The following is a 17,611-nucleotide window of genomic DNA, read 5'->3' as shown; positions in this document are numbered from 1 at the left end:
CGTCGCCGTATGCATATGTTTTGATAATATCTATATAAAATCAATCAATCATAAAAGTCCGGCTATTTAGCCGGACTTTTTATTTTTAATACAACTCTTAATCAACTAGCAACATGAAAAAGTTATACTTTAATTATTTAGAAACCTTTAATGGACTCTCCCGGGAAGTGTGGTGGTTATCATTGATCACTTTGATCAATAGGGCAGGTACCATGGTCATTCCTTTTTTGTCGCTATATCTAACAAAAAGCTTAGGATTTACTCTAGAGCACGTAGGTTGGATCATGTCTTGTTTCGGTGTAGGATCGGTTCTTGGCTCTTGGCTAGGAGGGAAACTAACAGATAAGATTGGCTATTATAAAGTGATGAGCATTAGTTTATTGCTCACGGGACTACTATTCATTTCATTGCAATTTGTAACCACCTTTGTTGGGTTTTGTGTTGGGATTTTCCTAGTGATGTTGGTAGCAGATACCTTTCGTCCAGCCATGTTCGTGGCGTTAAGCGCCTATAGTAAGCCAGAGAATAAAACACGTTCGGTAACATTAATTCGGTTGGCGATCAATTTAGGGTTTACCGCTGGGCCGGCTATTGGAGGTTTGATTATTACTTCTATAGGATACCACGGACTTTTTTGGGTAGATGGTGTTACCTGTATTTTGGCCGTAGTATTACTGATCAAAGTATTAAACCCTAAAAAGGCCAGAGTATTAGATGAGGTGAAAGTTGAGAACCCTGTGTCCGTTTATAAGGATAAAGCATTTTGGGTATTCTTTGTGTCTATGTTCCTGTTTGGATTTGTATTCTTACAATACTTCTCCACGATGCCATTGTATTATAGAGATGTATATCGCCTAACTGAATTTGAAATTGGATTGCTCTTTGGTATGAATGGATTTATCATTTTCGCTTTAGAGATGCCACTGATCAATTGGTTAGAGAATACCAAATATTCAAAAGCATTTCTGATGATGATAGGATTATTACTAACTGCATTAAGTTTTTTGATATTGATACTAGGATTCTGGTTAGGGATATTGATTATAGCAATGTTGTTGATGACCATCGGAGAAATGATCGCATTTCCATTTTCGAATGCTTTTGTGGTAGAACGAGCTAAGAAAGGGAATCAAGGGGAGTATATGGCTTTTTACAGTATCGCTTTTTCCGTGGCACATATATTTGGACATAATACAGGTATGCAACTGGTAGATAATATTGGATTTGATAATACATGGGCTATTATTACATTGCTATCCTTTGTTGGAGTATTATGTCTGTTTCTTTTAATGCGAATCTTAAAGAAAGAAAAATCATGAACTTAAATCAGATAACCATTCCGTCTTTAGATGTTTCAACATCTACGGAGTTTTATAAAAAACTAGGCTTGCATCTCATAGTAGATGCAAGACCTAGATATGTACGCTTTGAATTGCCAGATGGAGATTCGACCTTTTCTGTGCATTTGGTTGACGAGTTGCCAAAAGGTAATGGAATAACCGTTTATTTTCAAAATGAAAACTTGGATACAGTAGTGAAAGAATTAGAAGGAAAAGGGATTCAATTCGATCTATTACCCACAGATCAACCTTGGTTGTGGAGAGAAGCCCGTTTAAAAGACCCTGATGGAAATCAATTGATTCTTTATAAAGCAGGAGAGAATAGAAAAAATCCACCGTGGCGAATTTAATTTACTGCTTCTCAACAAAAACTTTAAAGTTGGTTAACCATTTCTGAACCTGTTTCTTAAAAAAAGAAGGAAATAAGAAAACCATAATTTTTACGATAGCTCCTTTAAATTTTGTGTAGTGAATCTCGGCATCATATTTCGTTTCATTTGGATCAATTACTGTAAATGTACTTTTCATAGTATTTTCAGTATGTGTGTGAAAATATTCTGCAAGAAATTCATTAGGTAATTCATTTTTTAAGACCGTTTCAGTCAACTCCATTTTCCGTTTACCATTCTGATAATACAGCTGAGAGACAGCACCTTCTTGCCATGGTTCACCAGATACTAACTCCTTTTTTTGAAAGCCCTCTTGATATTCTCCTAAATGATCAGCATTAGCAAAGAAGTCAGCAACGACTTGTTGCGGTTTATGAATATATACTGTGCAGGTAAACTTCATACTTGTTATTCTGTAGCTTTTTGAATAGCTTTTGTTCCTCCAACAATAGGAATGCTAAGTGTTGTTTCGTCAAGATCAACGGTTAATTCTGTGCCTGGCTTCGGTAGCAACGTAAATTGATTATCGCTAGAAAAGATCATTAAACCTATTTGTTGCCCTTTTTTGATCACTTGATCATCAGGCTGCAGGTCGAAGGTCATTTCATAAAATTTCCCAGGTTTTAGCGGTTTACTTTCTGTTAATGATTTGTAATTCTGAAGATCTGCCCAACCTCGCGTAATTATATTGTCAGTTATTTTTGCTTTTTTTTGTTCGTTCCATGGAAGCGAAACCAGCCAAACAGATAAGTTCGCGGCAGGTTTACTGCTTGCAATCTTTACTTTGATGGTTGCTATTCCTGAAATATGAATATCTTCTTTTAGAATAGGAGTAGTATATAACAATCTGTTTTTCGATTCAGAAGCTCTCGCTAAAGCTATTCCCGAAAAAGAATAGTCGTCTACCAATGTCTCCTTTACTTTTGTTTTTTTCTTATGGGTTGTCAAACTACCCGTAATAGATCCTCCTTTAGCTAAGTGAAATTTTACATTTTCTGCTGCAGGATTAGGATAATCTTCGTAAGCTGTGGGCTCCGTCATTTTAGCATCCTCTCGAACGATCCAGGCACGCGCATCATTTTCAACTCCATTTTTTACACCATGCAAATAGCGTGTAAACCAACGATTTCTCATTTTCATTGGTGGAGGACCACCATGTCCAAATTGATGATAATAGATTTGCGTAGGAATTCCCATTTCTTTTGCTCTTTTAGCAATGCGATAGCTGTGCTCTGGCATTACATTCCAATCGTTAAATCCATGAGACATTAATAAGGCAGCTTTCATAGGTTTCATTTGATTCAGATAATCCCTGCCAGCCCAAAAATCGTTGTAGTCCCCGGTCTTTCTGTCCATTCCATTCTTCATCTCGATATCACGAACTCTTGCGTTATTATAATCTCTTTTTCTGATGAATTCTTTAGAATCTTTATTGTCTTTGATGTAGTTTTTATTCAGAATCAACTCCTCTCCACCACTATGTATAAAATCATACAACACATCAATATCTTCACCCAAATATCCTCCTGGAGATCGAACTAGACCGTTCGATCTGTAGTAATGATAATAAGAAGTGTTAGGAGCAATAGGAATGATAGCCTCTAAGCCTTCAACTCCAGTCGTAGCTGCTGCTAAAGGAATCGTTCCATTGTAAGAAGTTCCTGTCATTCCCACTTTTCCAGTCGACCAAAATGCATCTACAGTTTCTTTTCCATAAGGGCTTGTATATCCTTTAGCACGACCACATAGCCAATCAATCACGGCCTTTGGTGCTAGGGATTCGTTTTTTCCACCCACCGTAGGAGATCCTTGTGACAATCCTGTTCCGGGCGAGGAAGAATGCACAACAATATAACCTCTAGGAACCCAAGTTCTGATGTGAGAATTTGAAATGATAGGCCTCTGTCCTGTTCTTTTTACCTCAGGGTGTACTCTTGGTACTTTAGACTCTTCACCTAACTCGTTTTTTACATTCCAAAATAATCCTTTCACATTAGGAGCTACTCCAGCAAAATAAGGACTAGAAACATAGACTATAGGAAGTTTCAAACCCTCTGTTTTTGTTTGTATGGGCCTGGTTACAGAAACATGCATTCTATCCATTTTGCCATCACCATCGGTATCAAAAGTCGTTTCTACCCAAAGGTCGTGTCGTATCCAATCATTTGGATTGTTAAAAGCTTCGACTACTTGTGCTTCACCATTTTTAAAAATAGGTTTTGCTTTTTCTTGAGCAGATAAAGTTATTGCAAATACAAGGGTAATAATACTAATAAATGTCTTCTTCATGATTAGTTGTTTAATACAGAGAATTCAATACTCGAATCCGTAAAGACCGTATGAGTCTGCGTTTTAAAATCTTCTTTGTTTGCCTTAAAAATATTGTCTACATATGTTTGAGGATTCAGGTCGATAAGAGGAAACCAAGTGCTTTGAACCTGAACCTGTAATTTGTGTCCTTTTTTAAAGGTATGAAACACGTCCTGTAATGTAATGTCAACTTCGGTCTTCTTATTCGGAGTAAATGGCTCAGGATAAGAAAAGCTATTTCTAAAACGACCGCGCATTACTTCGCTACGCACCATTAAATGATAGTTACTAAGTTTTAGGTGTTTTTGGAAATTTTTATTCTTCTCTTTGTCGTTTTTAGCATCTGCAGGATGCACGTCTATTACTTTGACGATCCAGTCAGCTGCCGTACCTGTGGTTGCTACTTTAAGTTTCGCTAAAACATCACCTGCTAAGGTAAAATCTTCTGTAAGCACGTCGGTTTCAAAAACTAATACATCGGGCCTTCTAGCTGCAAAGCGCTGATCATCCGTCATATATTTTCTTGGAGTAAACACTGTTTTAATATCTTCTGAATAAGGAACGGGGCGCTTTATATCACTTACAAACTGTATTCCTTTTGAGGATTTCATTGAGTTGGATAATTCCTGATCTTCCGATAGGTACATGGTTTCTTTCTGAGTATTATTTGGTGGCCAAGTATCATATTCTTTCCATTCTTTTTTTCCGGTATCAAAAACAAGCGCTTCTGGAAGTCCTGAGTTTTTGTCTCCACTACCTTTTAGGAAATGATTAAAGAATTTAGTCTCTACTTTTTCTTGAAAATTGAGCGAGATTGAATCACCAAAATAGTAATTCCCTACAATGTTCTGAGGCCTGCTTCTTGCCCAACCGCCATGGTCCCAAGGACCAAATACTAAGGTGTTGTAATTTTCTTTTCCGTGTTTTTCTATGCCTTTATACGTTTCTAAAGGACCGTATAGGTCTTCTGCATCAAACCAGCCTCCAACAATCATGGTTGCTACAGTTGAAGGAACTTTATTCATGTGCTGAATGATCCCTTTACTTTTCCAAACTTCGTCATAATTAGGGTGCTCCACAATCTCTTTCCAAAAATAATCGTCTATGCGTTCTTTACTTTTTGGAGTTGTATTATCCAATTGCTCGTACTGAAAATAACTGTTCAGGTTTTTTAAAGGCCCCTTGTCTAAAAAGAATTGATACTGGTCTTGAGTTCCCATTTTTGGAAAGGAATACCATGCTGTATCGGAAGGAGTATCTTTATAAGTTCCGAAGAGCGAAATAGCTCTAAAGTAACTCAATAAGAAAGCGCCGTTATGATGAAAATCGTCAAAAAAGAAATCACCAATACAGGCTTGTGGAGATGCTGCCTTTAAAGCAGGGTGCGCGTCAATGGCAGAAACCGTAGCATAATGACCAGGGTAGGAGATTCCCCAAGTTCCCACATTTCCATTATTATTTTCAACATTCTTCACCAACCAATCGATAGTGTCATAAGTATCTGAAGCTTCATCAGATTGATTTGCTTTTTTATTTGGAATATAAGCTCGCATATTATCATACACGCCTTCGCTCATCCAGCGTCCTCGAACATCTTGATACACGACAATGTTCCCTTCTTGCATTAAATGCTTGTTTGGACCGATACTAGTCTTCATTTTTCCATCACCATATGGTCTGGAACTATAGGGTGTTCTTTGCATTAAAATAGGATATTCTTTGCTCGTGTCTTTAGGAGAATAGATGGTCGTGTGCAATTTAACACCATCGCGCATAACGATGTCTACTTCTTGCTTGGTATAGTGATCCTGAACATAGGTGTCTTCTGCTTCTACTTTTTCTGTATCGCAACTTGTAAATAAAATAAAAAGACTTAGAAGTGAAAGGAGGTATTGTTTTTTCATGCCGAATTAATTGGTTTGCAGGTAAATGTACAAAACAAAAAAGTACCATTAAAGGTTTCTGCTGTTAAAACGAATACGTATTTTTAGAATCTTGTTTAAAATAAAACACCGTATGAAACATTGGTATTTAGTAGTGTTATTAGTAACTTTTATAGGATGTAAAACCTCTGAAAAGAGTCAGAATGAAAAAGAAAATGGGACAGAGAAAAAGCTTCCTGAGTTAAAACCAGATCGATATAACGTAGCTTTTTTGATCATGGATGGAACCTTTAATACAGAATTAACAGCTCCGTATGATATCTTTCAGCATACCATTTTTAGAAAAGGAATTAAGCCAATGAATGTATTTACGGTAGCAAATACGGATAACCCTATTACGACCTTCGAAGGAATGCGTATACTGCCAGATTTCAACTACCTAAAGGATTCGCTACCTAGAATAGATATTTTGGTGGTACCTAGTGCAGAGCATCATTTAGACTCAGACCTGAAAGACGATGCAATGATCAATTTTGTAAAGAAAGTGGATAAAGATGCGCAGTTTGTAACATCCCATTGCGATGGTGCATTCGTTTTAGCAAAAGCTGGATTATTAGATGGTAAAGTATCAACGACCTTTCCAAGTGATATTGACAAAATGAAAGAGATGTTTCCCAAATTGGATATTCGAAAAGATGTGCTGTTTATACATGACGGAAAATATATTACTTCGGCAGGGGGAGCTAAATCCTTTGAAGCAGCGCTCTATCTCTGCGAATACTTATACGGGCCCGAAATAGCACGAAGCTTAGCAGGCGGATTGGTGATTGATTGGAAATCAGAGGACGTTCCTAGTATTATTCTGAACGATTAAATAAAAAAAGCGGCTTTAAGCCGCTTTTTTTACTATCCCTTTAACCAGGCATTCCTCAATTTTACTTTCGGATTGTCTGCTGGTAATTCTTCTATTTTTAAACTGGTCGATTCAGCTTGAGGTTTTATAATCTTACTTTCTAAAGTTACCGTTTTTCCATCTCTCAATACTTCCATCTTCAGATCATCGCCTTCTTTCCATTGGAAAGATTTTCCAACAATTTGTCTAGCGTTTTGTAATGAAACGGCTTCACCGTTTACTGATTTTAAGATATCTCCTGCTTTTATACCTAAGGCAACCAAACCTGAGTTTGTTCTCTTTGTAAAAAAGATTTCTCTATTGTTATTTACAGAAACAAAAGGCTGGTTTTTCTTGTCTAAGAAGTAACTTACATCTACAGTTTCTGTGTGTTCCTTTACACCAACTTTAGCAAAGAAGTCATTATAATTAATAGGTGTATTTCCTTCAACATGTTTCTTGAAAAACTCACCAATCGAAGGATAGGTCATCGCTACGATCTCAGCAATGATCTCATCATCTTTAAATGGTTTTTTAGCTCCATACTTTTTTGAAAGATCTCTCATTAGGTCTCTGATTCCATAAGCTCCTTTGCTTTCTTCTCTTAAAAGAATGTCTAAGGTCATACCAATTAAAGCACCTTTCATATACACATTGCTGTAGTTCTTGGCATACTTATCCTCTAAAATGTTTTTACTCATTTCAGTAAAAGACATAGCATCGTCAAAACGTTTAGAAGTAGTAATTTTTCCCTGCATTGTATTGATAAATGCTTGCTCATCGATTAACCCTTGATTTACCTGGAATAGATTTGCAAAATATTCCGTAGTACCTTCATACATCCATAAATGCTTGGACATGTTTGGTTTGTTAAAATCAAATGAATGAATTTCTTCAGAATGCACAGATAATGGGCTCACAATATGGAAAAACTCATGAGAAACGGTTCCATTAATCATTCCATTTTTCAATTGTTGTTTTGTATAAGATTCAGGATAAACTACTGTGGTAGAAGATAAATGCTCTAAAGCTCCAAAACTATTCCATTTATATACTTTTGGGTCAAATAAATATAACAGGATGTTATACTCATTGGTAGTTTCAAAACCTTCTAAGAAGTTCGTTTGCGCTTCTATCATCTTCTTTAAATCCTCCTCCATATCTTTCGCTGCGTGCACATTATTTGGAGAATATACCGCTAACGTGACATCGACACCATTCATGTTAAAACTCACGTAGTTTAACGGGGCATACATGATTGGGTTATCGGAAATCTCATCATATCTTGAAGCAACAAATACATCTTTTGTGTTATCTTCTTTAGTGGTGTTTTGATTGATCAATGAAGAGGTTTCGTATAACTTCTCAGGATGAGAGATCGTAATCTCATATGGAGATTCCTTCTTTCCCTTAAAATAACCAACAAATCCAGGAAGATTCAAGAAAAAGTTTTGATCTTTTTCAATATTGGTTCCTGCCATTACATAGATCTTATGTTTCTTTTCACTATCAAAAGTATCTTCCACCCAATAGGATACTTTGTCTAATTGTTGTGCATTATTCACTTGCCATGAATTTGGATCCAATTTTTGAACTACCATTTCATTTCCATCGTAGTCATATGCTTTAAAATCTACCACGAATTTTCCATAATCACTTATTACATAAGTACCTGGTACAATTGCTGGTATTTGATATACAACACTTGCTTCTTTAATTTTTTGCGGATTTACGGTTACTTGCACTTTGTCGTCTACAACATTGTTTAGATCAATGGCAACTTCGACAGTGCGCTTTTCATTTTTGGCTAATTTCGAAGAAGAACAGCCACTTAATACAGCCAAACTTAATGCGGCTATTAGTATTTTTCTCATAATACAGTTAGATTATAGTTTGAAGTAAGACGATATCGGACCTCAAATGTTACAAATTATTCGCGGTAAAAATACGGTAGTTTTGGAAGTAGAGGTGTTAAAAAAATGTGAGAGTTTTACAAGAAGAATTTATGCGTTGCAAATCTTGCAATCCTTTTTGTCCTGAATTTCACCAACCAATTCTCCCTTTTCATTCATTACGAATCCACAACAATCCATAAACCCCTGAGCTATAAGCTTTCGAGCTCTTTGAATCTGTGATTTGGTCGTTGGAAGATTCTGATGAAGTTGGGTGGCTACTTCAGCTTGTTTTAGTCCTTTTATATCAGATAAAAACAACGGATCTCTATATTTTTTAGGAAGACTTTTTAAGATACCCCTTAAGCAATCTTGTTCGGTATGTACGTCCTCTAATATAGTTGCTTCTGATTCGAAATTAGCAATTTCAAATGTCATTTTTGAAGTTTTAAAATAATCCATGATGGAGTTTCGAGCAATAGCAAATACCCACGATTTTAACTTCGTAACATCTTTTAGAGTGTGTAGTTTGGTGTGAACCTTTATAAACGTGTCTTGTAAAACATCGTTGGTCACTGTACTATCTTTGACTTTACTGGCAATAAACCATTTTACATCGTCAGAATACTGATTCCAAACATCATTTGTTGTCATATAATGATAAATATGTATGTCACCTTAAATAAGAGTATTCAAAGTGACATAACTAGTTAACAGTTACAGTTCGAGCAAGAGCAACTCTCGCAGGTACATTTTGCGCAATCTCCATTCAGGCATTCTACACATGTACAGGAACATTGATTTTTATAGATCATGATACTTAATTTTATGATTCATTTAGTAGACATAAAAGATACGGAAAAGATGCAAACAAATTAAAATTATTTTATTTTCAATAATTATTGAAAGTTTTAAAAAATAGTTATATCTTTGACGTATGAAACTCGAAGAAGCGAAAATAAAATACATTCATACCTGGGGTAGTTTAGCGACTAGCTGGGGAATTAACAAGACCATGGCACAAGTACATGCGTTATTGTTAGTTTCAACCAAACCATTATCTGCTGAAGAGATTATGGAGGCTTTACAAATCTCAAGAGGTAATGTAAATATGAATGTAAGAGCCTTGATAGACTGGGGTATTGTTCGTAAAGAATTTGTAGTAGGGGAGCGTAAAGAGTTCTTTGTGGCAGATAAAGATATCTGGGAGTTATTTAAGCAAATAACAAAAGAACGTAAGAAAAGGGAGATTGAGCCAGTATTAAGAGTCTTAGATGAATTACAACATATAGAGGATAATTCTTATGATGCGGTACAATTCAAAAAGGTGTTACATGATTTGTCATCCGTAACTACTACAGTAAATGGGATTTTAGACAAAGCGATCAGGGCTGATGAGCATTGGTTATTGTCTAATTTCACCAAAATAATTAAGAAGTAAAAAAATTTGAATACAAACTTTCAAAAATTTCTGAAACTATGAAATATATTAACATTCCTATTTACTTAAATAGATTTATTTTTGGAATTACAGCTTTATTATATCTAACAATTGTATATGGACTTTATGCTCAAATAGTCCTTGGAGGTTTTCAATTGATTACGGCTTTTATATTGCTTTTTTTATTGCCAAAACTTACCAATAAACAAAAGAATAACCTTCTAAAATATTGGTTAATTGTTGTCGCTTATGGCCTCTTATGGTTTACAGGTTTATTTAGTGCTTCTATAGAATTTTGGATTGGATTTATAATAATTCCTTTAAGCATTGCGATTTACTTTACGGTAATTTTAGAATCTTTAAAAATACAGAAAAGATGAAGATAGATTTGACAAAAGACTGGATAAAAGTAAAAACTCATTTTAGAAAATGCATTGAAGCTAACATGCATGTAGTGGTTGCCTCTGTAGATGCAAGCAATATTCCTACAGTGACGCCCATTGGCTCTATGTTTTTAAACGATGATCAAACAGGTTTTTATTTTGAAAAATATGCTACAAAACTAAACAAGAATTCAAAAACCAATGGACATGTTTGCTTGCTTGCGGTAAACAATGGTAAAAGGTTTTGGTTAAAATCATTGTTCAAGGGAAATTTCGATGCTTATCCAGGAATAAAACTATATGGAGAATTAGGTGAAAAAAGGGATGCAACAGAAGGTGAGATGCGAGCTTTCCAAAGAAGGGTTCGATATACCAAAATGCTTAAAGGGCATCAATACTTGTGGAAAGAAATGAACATGGTACGAGAAATAAAATTTACAAAAGCAGAAAAAATCAATCTGGGAAAAATGACAAATCATCTTTAAAAAGAAATTATGGAAATAACGACCACATTTGAAATAAAAAAGGAATCACAAAGAATATCTATTGAAGGTAAAATCAGCGATTTTTATGACAAAGCAACGGAAGATTATCGTTTTTGGAGTAAAGATTTAAACATGCACTTTGGCTATTATATTCCTTTCAAGACCAACTTCTTGAAAAGAGATACAATGTTAAATGCTATGAATGCTCATCTATTTTCTTTACTAGATATACAAAATAAAAAATCCCATGTGGTCGATTTAGGATGTGGAATGGGAGCAACTATGAAATATGGGATATCTAGGTCTCCAAACTTGGCCGTTACAGGATATACAATCTCTGAATTTCAAGTGAAATTTGGACACAAATTTTTAAATTCAGAGAGAGCTAGTATTATGAACGCTGATTATAGAAATACTAAAGCTCTGGACAGTTCATATGATGGTGCACTAGCGATCGAGAGTTTTTGTCATTCAGGCTGTTCAATTAAAGCTTTAAAAGAATCGCATAGAATTCTAAAATCTGGAGCAAACTTGGTAATTGCTGATGCATTTGGAAAAAAATCAAAAGACGAAATGAATTTTCTATCGCAAAAAGTATATGATGGTTTATGTAAATCATGGAATCTTAAGAAGCTGGGAAATATTGAGAAAGTAAAAGTACAGCTTGAAGAAATTGGCTTTAAAGATGTTTCCGTAAAGAATGTATGGTATAGGGTAGCGCCTAGTGTATTACATGTTCCTTTTGCAATTATGGGATTTGTCATAAAAAGATTATTGAAAAATCAGCCTTTAAAAAAAGAGAGCAAGGAAAACCTAAAAGGATCATTTTACGCTTTGCTTACAGCGTTATGTTTACAAGATTTTGGATATTATATAATAACGGCGAAAAAGTAAGAACTTTATTAAGAATATACACTTGGGAAATGCTAGGAAAAGGAAAATCGGCACCAATTTGGTGCCGATTTTTTAATTTATTTAGATTCCAAAACAAGTTTGGAATAAGCGATCTCTAGGGTTTTATTGAATAAAACCAAGAGTCTGCTTACATATTTCTTCTATACTGACCACCCACTTCAAATAATGCAGATGTAATTTGCCCCAAAGAACATACTTTGGTAGCTTCCATCAACTTGTCAAACAGATTTTCATTCTGAACAGCAGCTTCTTGAATAGTGGCTAATTGTTCGGCTACTTTACTCTCATTTGCCCTGTTCAAATTCTCTTTTGTTTTAATTTGGAATTGTTTTTCCTCTTCAGTAGCTCTAATCACTTCGGCAGGTTGAACTGTCGGAGATCCTTTAGAACTTAAAAAGGTATTCACACCAATGATTGGGAACTCTCCAGTATGTTTTAACGTTTCGTAATATAAACTCTCTTCCTGGATCTTAGAACGCTGATACATGGTTTCCATCGCTCCTAAAACACCACCACGTTCTGTAATTCTATCAAATTCTGTTAAGACAGCTTCTTCAACCAGATCCGTCAATTCTTCAATAATAAATGAACCTTGAATAGGGTTTTCATTTTTAGCTAATCCTAATTCTTTATTAATGATTAACTGAATGGCCATGGCTCTGCGTACAGATTCCTCTGTAGGTGTAGTAATAGCCTCATCGTATGCATTTGTATGTAAAGAATTACAGTTATCGTAAATCGCATACAATGCTTGTAATGTGGTTCTGATGTCATTAAAGTCGATCTCTTGCGCGTGTAATGAACGTCCTGAAGTCTGAATATGATATTTCAACATTTGAGCCCTAGGATTTGCATCATACTTATATTTCAAGGCTTTGGCCCAAATCTTTCTGGCAACACGTCCGATTACTGCATATTCAGGATCTATTCCATTTGAGAAGAAGAACGATAAGTTCGGGCCGAACTTATTAATATCCATTCCTCTCGATAAATAGTATTCTACATAGGTGAATCCATTAGCTAAGGTCAATGCCAATTGCGTAATTGGGTTGGCACCGGCTTCCGCAATATGGTATCCTGAAATGGATACTGAGTAGAAATTACGTACTTGTTTTTCAATAAAGTATTCCTGAACATCACCCATCAATCGCAAAGCGAATTCGGTAGAGAAGATACAGGTGTTTTGCGCCTGATCTTCTTTAAGAATATCTGCCTGAACAGTTCCTCTTACCTGTGCCAATGTTTCAGCTTTTATTTGAGCGTATGCGTCAGTAGGTAATACTTGATCACCAGTTAACCCTAACAGCATCAATCCAAGGCCATCGTTTCCTTCTGGTAATTCACCTTGATAGGTTGGTCTTTCTAACCCTTTATCATCATATACCTTTTTAAAAGCAGCTTCTACTTTCTTTTCAAGCTTATGCTTTTTAATATATTTTTCACAATTCTGATCGATCGCTGCATTCATAAAAAAGCCTAATAACATAGGAGCAGGACCATTGATGGTCATACTTACAGATGTCATTGCATGGCTTAAATCGAATCCGGAATATAATTTTTTAGCATCGTCTAAACAACAAATAGAAACTCCAGCATTTCCGATCTTTCCGTAAATATCGGGTCTATGTCCTGGGTCGTTTCCATATAATGTTACACTGTCAAAAGCTGTTGACAGACGCTTTGCTGGCATTCCTAAGCTTACATAATGAAAACGTCTATTTGTTCTTTCCGGGCCACCTTCTCCAGCAAACATTCTCGTAGGATCTTCTCCAGTTCTTTTGAACGGATATAGCCCTGATGCATATGGGAATTCTCCTGGAACATTTTCTTGAAGATTCCATTGTAAAACATCTCCCCAGGCTTCATACTTTGGTAACGCAACCTTAGGTATATCAGAATGTGATAGCGATTTTGTATGTGTTTCTATCTTGATCTCTTTATCACGCACTTTAAATGTATAGATAGGATCTTTATAACGTTGCACTTTGTCTTTCCAATGTAAGATGATCTCCCAATTATAAGGGTCTAAGTTCATTTTCACCTTATCAAACTGTGCCAATAGTAATTTAACAAAATCAGCTTCTTCACTCTGAGCCAGTTTTAGAATCTCGTCTCCATCTAATCCAGTTTTAGTCAATTCGATAGTAACATCTACAATAGATTCAATTGTTTTATAGATTCCAAATAACTTCTGAGCTACTTTTACTTGGTCATTTGTCTTTTTATCATAGGCTCTATTATTTTCTGCAATCTCGGATAAATAACGTGTTCTTGCAGGCGGAATCACAAAGATTTTTTCAGACATTTCTTTCGTGATTTCAAAAGAAGAGATCAGATCTGCGTTTGTTTTCTCAACCAATTTATCCATGATGGCTTTGTACAGGGAATTCATTCCTGGGTCATTGAATTGAGAGGCAATGGTTCCAAAAACAGGCATATCATCCATATGTGTATCCCACAAATTGTTGTTACGCATATATTGTTTCTTCACATCGCGCAAAGCATCTAAAGCACCTCGTTTATCAAACTTGTTAATAGCTACCAGATCGGCAAAATCTAACATGTCAATCTTTTCTAATTGTGTAGCAGCTCCAAACTCAGGTGTCATTACATACAATGAAGTATCGGAATGTTCTATGATCTCAGTATCGGACTGACCGATACCTGAAGTTTCTAAAATGATCAAATCAAACTCAGCAGCCTTTAATACTTGAACCGCTTCATTGACATATTTTGATAAGGCCAAATTAGATTGCCGCGTAGCTAAAGAACGCATATACACGCGCTCGTTGTTAATAGCATTCATGCGAATACGATCTCCTAACAATGCCCCACCGGTTTTACGTTTCGATGGATCTACAGAGATCAATCCGATTGTTTTTTTAGGAAAATCAATTAAGAATCGTCTTACCAATTCATCGACTAAACTCGATTTTCCTGCCCCTCCAGTACCTGTAATCCCAAGTACAGGAGTAGCTGATTTTTTATTTTTCTCGTGGATAATGTCCAACGATTCCTTTGCAATATCTGGAAAGTTTTCTGCGGAAGAAATAACACGTGCAATACTTCCGATCTCTTTTTTACCCAATCGATTTACTTCACCATTCAACACATCTCCAATAGCAAAATCCGATTGTTGGACCAAATCATTAATCATTCCTTGTAATCCTAACTCACGACCATCATCTGGAGAATAGATACGAGTAATACCATAGTCCATTAATTCCTTGATCTCTTCTGGAAGAATGACTCCACCACCACCGCCGAAAATCTTAATATGACTTGCTCCTTTTTCCTGTAATAGATCATACATGTATTTGAAATACTCATTATGACCACCTTGGTAAGAGGTCATCGCAATGGCATTAGCATCTTCCTGTATTGCACAGTTTACCACCTCTTCAACACTTCTATCATGGCCTAAATGAATTACTTCCACTCCAGTAGACTGAATAATTCTACGCATAATATTGATCGCTGCGTCATGTCCATCAAAAAGTGATGCTGCGGTAACGATTCTTACTTTATTGGTGGGTTTATAAGGTGCAATTTGTTCCATTCGTAATAAAACTATGATTTTAGGGGTGCAATTTACGGAATTTTCAAAAAAAAGACACTTTTTTTAAATGCTTTAAAATTAACAACATCAAAAAATAAATATATTTGTGTTGTAAAAAAATAAAAAACTTCATGAATTTTAAAGCGCTTATTCAGCAAGGTATTCCAAATGTTCTTCCCGCTCGAAAAGAATATGACCCATCTATAAATCATGCTCCAAAAAGAAAAGAAATTTTAAGTAAGGAAGAAAAAGAATTGGCATTGAGAAATGCGTTACGCTATTTTGATGCAAAACATCATGAAATATTGCTACCTGAATTTGCCGAAGAGTTAGAAGTATATGGAAGGATATATATGTATCGTTTTCGTCCTGATTATAAAATGTATGCTCGAGATATTAGCGAGTATCCTGGAAGGTCAGAACAAGCAAAGGCAATCATGTTAATGATCCAGAATAACCTTGATTATGCGGTGGCACAGCATCCACATGAGTTAATTACTTATGGAGGAAATGGAGCCGTCTTTCAAAACTGGGCACAGTACCTGTTAACCATGAAGTATTTGTCGGAAATGACGAATTCACAAACGTTAACCATGTATTCTGGTCATCCGATGGGATTATTCCCTTCCCATAAAAATGCACCAAGAGTAGTGGTTACGAATGGAATGATGATTCCCAACTATTCACAGCCAGACGATTGGGAGAAGTTCAATGCTTTAGGTGTAACGCAATACGGACAAATGACCGCAGGAAGTTATATGTATATAGGGCCTCAAGGAATTGTGCATGGTACTACCATAACCGTATTGAATGGTTTTAGGAAAATTGGAAAATCACCTCAGGGTAACTTGTTCGTAACTGCAGGGCTCGGAGGAATGAGTGGTGCACAACCTAAAGCTGGAAATATTGCTGGATGTATTACGGTTTGTGCAGAGGTAAATCCAAAGATTACCCAAGTTCGTTTAGATCAAGGATGGATTGATGAGAAAATTTCGGATTTGGATGTTCTGGTAGCCAGAGTTAACGAAGCCAAGGAGAATAAGGAGACAGTATCTTTAGCATATTTAGGTAATATTGTGGATGTATGGGAAAAGTTTTATGAAGATAATATTCATATAGACCTTGGATCGGATCAAACATCGTTGCATAATCCTTGGGCTGGAGGATATTATCCAGTTGATATATCTTTTGAAGATGCAAACATTATGATGGCCGAAAACCCTGAAATGTTCAAAGACAGAGTACAAGAGACACTAAGAAGACATGCAAAAGCAATTAACAATCATACCGCCAAAGGAACGTATTTCTTCGATTATGGAAATGCTTTTTTACTTGAAGCCAGTAGAGCAGGAGCTGATGTGATGGCTGATAATGGTATTGATTTTAAATACCCGAGTTATGTACAAGATATTATGGGACCTATGTGTTTTGACTATGGGTTTGGTCCTTTTAGATGGGTATGTGCTTCCAGTAATCCGAAAGACCTAGCAAAAACAGATAAGATAGCCTGTGAAATATTAGAGGAAATAAAAAAGAACTCTCCAGAAGAGATTCAGCAACAAATGGCTGACAATATTCAATGGATTAAAGGAGCGCAAGAGAATAAATTAGTGGTAGGTTCTCAAGCAAGAATCTTATATGCAGATGCAGAAGGAAGAATAAAAATAGCAAAGGCTTTTAACAAAGCGATCAAGAGAGGAGAGATTGGGCCTGTAGTATTAGGACGAGATCATCATGATGTTTCTGGAACGGATTCACCGTACAGAGAAACTTCGAATATTTATGACGGTTCTCGATTTACAGCAGATATGGCCATACATAATGTAATAGGAGATAGCTTCCGAGGAGCAACCTGGGTCTCTATTCATAACGGAGGTGGCGTAGGCTGGGGAGAAGTTGTTAATGGTGGATTTGGCATGCTTCTTGATGGTACTAAAGCAGCGAAAAAGCGCTTAAAATCAATGCTTTTTTGGGATGTAAACAATGGGATTTCAAGAAGAAGCTGGGCTAGAAATGACGAAGCAATTTTTGCCATTAAAAGAGCAATGGATACGGAAAAAGAGTTGCAGGTTACACTTCCAAATAAGGTAGATGATTCATTATTTATGAACCTATAAAAACT

The 17,611-nt window shown here is 35.9% G+C and carries 14 protein-coding genes; 8 read left to right on the top strand and 6 right to left on the bottom strand.

Going from position 1 to position 17,611, the window contains the following annotated elements; all coding sequences use genetic code 11:
* Positions 1-113 precede the first annotated feature (113 nt).
* Together RQM59_RS07680 and RQM59_RS07675 are read left to right on the top strand one after the other, a co-directional pair.
* Complete coding sequence (locus RQM59_RS07680) at positions 114-1,319, top strand: MDR family MFS transporter (RefSeq protein WP_349241515.1); 1,206 nt, start codon at positions 114-116, stop codon at positions 1,317-1,319.
* The gene (locus RQM59_RS07675) at positions 1,316-1,690 is read left to right on the top strand and encodes a VOC family protein (protein ID WP_349241514.1); all 375 of its coding nucleotides are present in this window, start codon (positions 1,316-1,318) and stop codon (positions 1,688-1,690) included. Before RQM59_RS07680 ends, RQM59_RS07675 begins: the two co-directional genes overlap by 4 nt.
* A gap of 1 nt (position 1,691) precedes the next feature.
* On the opposite strand, the gene RQM59_RS07670 is transcribed toward RQM59_RS07675, so the two are convergent.
* Genes RQM59_RS07670 through RQM59_RS07660 form a run of 3 tightly spaced genes read right to left on the bottom strand, consistent with a single transcriptional unit; the run spans position 1,692 to position 5,943 of the window.
* Positions 1,692-2,132: an SRPBCC family protein gene (locus tag RQM59_RS07670; RefSeq protein WP_349241513.1), complete on the bottom strand. Its 441-nt coding sequence runs from the start codon at positions 2,130-2,132 to the stop codon at positions 1,692-1,694.
* A gap of 5 nt (positions 2,133-2,137) precedes the next feature.
* Entirely contained in the window at positions 2,138-4,018 is a 1,881-nt protein-coding gene (locus tag RQM59_RS07665; protein WP_349241512.1) for a Xaa-Pro dipeptidyl-peptidase, read from the bottom strand.
* A 2-nt stretch (positions 4,019-4,020) separates the two neighbouring features.
* On the bottom strand, positions 4,021-5,943 hold the full coding sequence (locus RQM59_RS07660; RefSeq protein ID WP_349241511.1) for a CocE/NonD family hydrolase: 1,923 nt from the start codon (positions 5,941-5,943) through the stop codon (positions 4,021-4,023).
* Positions 5,944-6,055: 112 nt separating this feature from the next.
* Here RQM59_RS07660 and RQM59_RS07655 point away from each other — a divergent pair, with 112 nt between their 5' ends.
* Entirely contained in the window at positions 6,056-6,796 is a 741-nt protein-coding gene (locus tag RQM59_RS07655; RefSeq protein ID WP_349241510.1) for a DJ-1/PfpI family protein, read from the top strand.
* Positions 6,797-6,828: 32 nt separating this feature from the next.
* On the opposite strand, the gene RQM59_RS07650 is transcribed toward RQM59_RS07655, so the two are convergent.
* Together RQM59_RS07650 and RQM59_RS07645 are read right to left on the bottom strand one after the other, a co-directional pair.
* On the bottom strand, positions 6,829-8,688 hold the full coding sequence (locus RQM59_RS07650; protein WP_349241509.1) for a M61 family metallopeptidase: 1,860 nt from the start codon (positions 8,686-8,688) through the stop codon (positions 6,829-6,831).
* A gap of 129 nt (positions 8,689-8,817) precedes the next feature.
* Positions 8,818-9,360, bottom strand: coding sequence for a sigma-70 family RNA polymerase sigma factor (locus RQM59_RS07645; protein WP_349241508.1), 543 nt, complete (start codon positions 9,358-9,360; stop codon positions 8,818-8,820).
* Between the two features lie 283 nt (positions 9,361-9,643).
* On the opposite strand from RQM59_RS07645, the gene RQM59_RS07640 reads away from it, so the two are divergent.
* The 4 genes from RQM59_RS07640 to RQM59_RS07625 are packed head-to-tail and all read left to right on the top strand — an operon-like array spanning position 9,644 to position 11,909.
* Entirely contained in the window at positions 9,644-10,147 is a 504-nt protein-coding gene (locus tag RQM59_RS07640; protein WP_349241507.1) for a GbsR/MarR family transcriptional regulator, read from the top strand.
* A 38-nt stretch (positions 10,148-10,185) separates the two neighbouring features.
* A complete protein-coding gene (locus RQM59_RS07635; protein WP_349241506.1) occupies positions 10,186-10,527 on the top strand; it encodes a hypothetical protein in 342 nt (113 codons plus the stop codon).
* Positions 10,524-11,015 carry a pyridoxamine 5'-phosphate oxidase family protein gene (locus tag RQM59_RS07630; RefSeq protein WP_349241505.1) on the top strand — a complete coding sequence of 164 codons (492 nt, stop codon included), beginning with the start codon at positions 10,524-10,526 and terminating at the stop codon, positions 11,013-11,015. The genes RQM59_RS07635 and RQM59_RS07630 overlap by 4 nt, the downstream gene beginning before the upstream one ends.
* Positions 11,016-11,024: 9 nt before the next feature.
* Positions 11,025-11,909, top strand: coding sequence for an SAM-dependent methyltransferase (locus RQM59_RS07625; protein WP_349241504.1), 885 nt, complete (start codon positions 11,025-11,027; stop codon positions 11,907-11,909).
* Between the two features lie 148 nt (positions 11,910-12,057).
* Here RQM59_RS07625 and RQM59_RS07620 read toward each other — a convergent pair whose 3' ends face one another.
* Positions 12,058-15,489 (bottom strand): methylmalonyl-CoA mutase family protein, encoded by a 3,432-nt coding sequence (locus RQM59_RS07620; protein ID WP_349241503.1) that lies wholly within the window; start codon positions 15,487-15,489, stop codon positions 12,058-12,060.
* Between the two features lie 131 nt (positions 15,490-15,620).
* Here RQM59_RS07620 and hutU point away from each other — a divergent pair, with 131 nt between their 5' ends.
* Positions 15,621-17,606 (top strand): urocanate hydratase, encoded by a 1,986-nt coding sequence (gene hutU / locus RQM59_RS07615; protein ID WP_349241502.1) that lies wholly within the window; start codon positions 15,621-15,623, stop codon positions 17,604-17,606.
* Positions 17,607-17,611 lie beyond the last annotated feature (5 nt).

Origin of the sequence: Asprobacillus argus (assembly GCF_032248395.1) — a bacterium.
Taxonomy (GTDB): Bacteria; Bacteroidota; Bacteroidia; order Flavobacteriales; family Flavobacteriaceae; genus Polaribacter; species Polaribacter argus.
The sequence above is the reverse complement of the archived record's forward strand: the minus strand, read 5'-3'. Positions and strand labels throughout refer to the sequence as shown.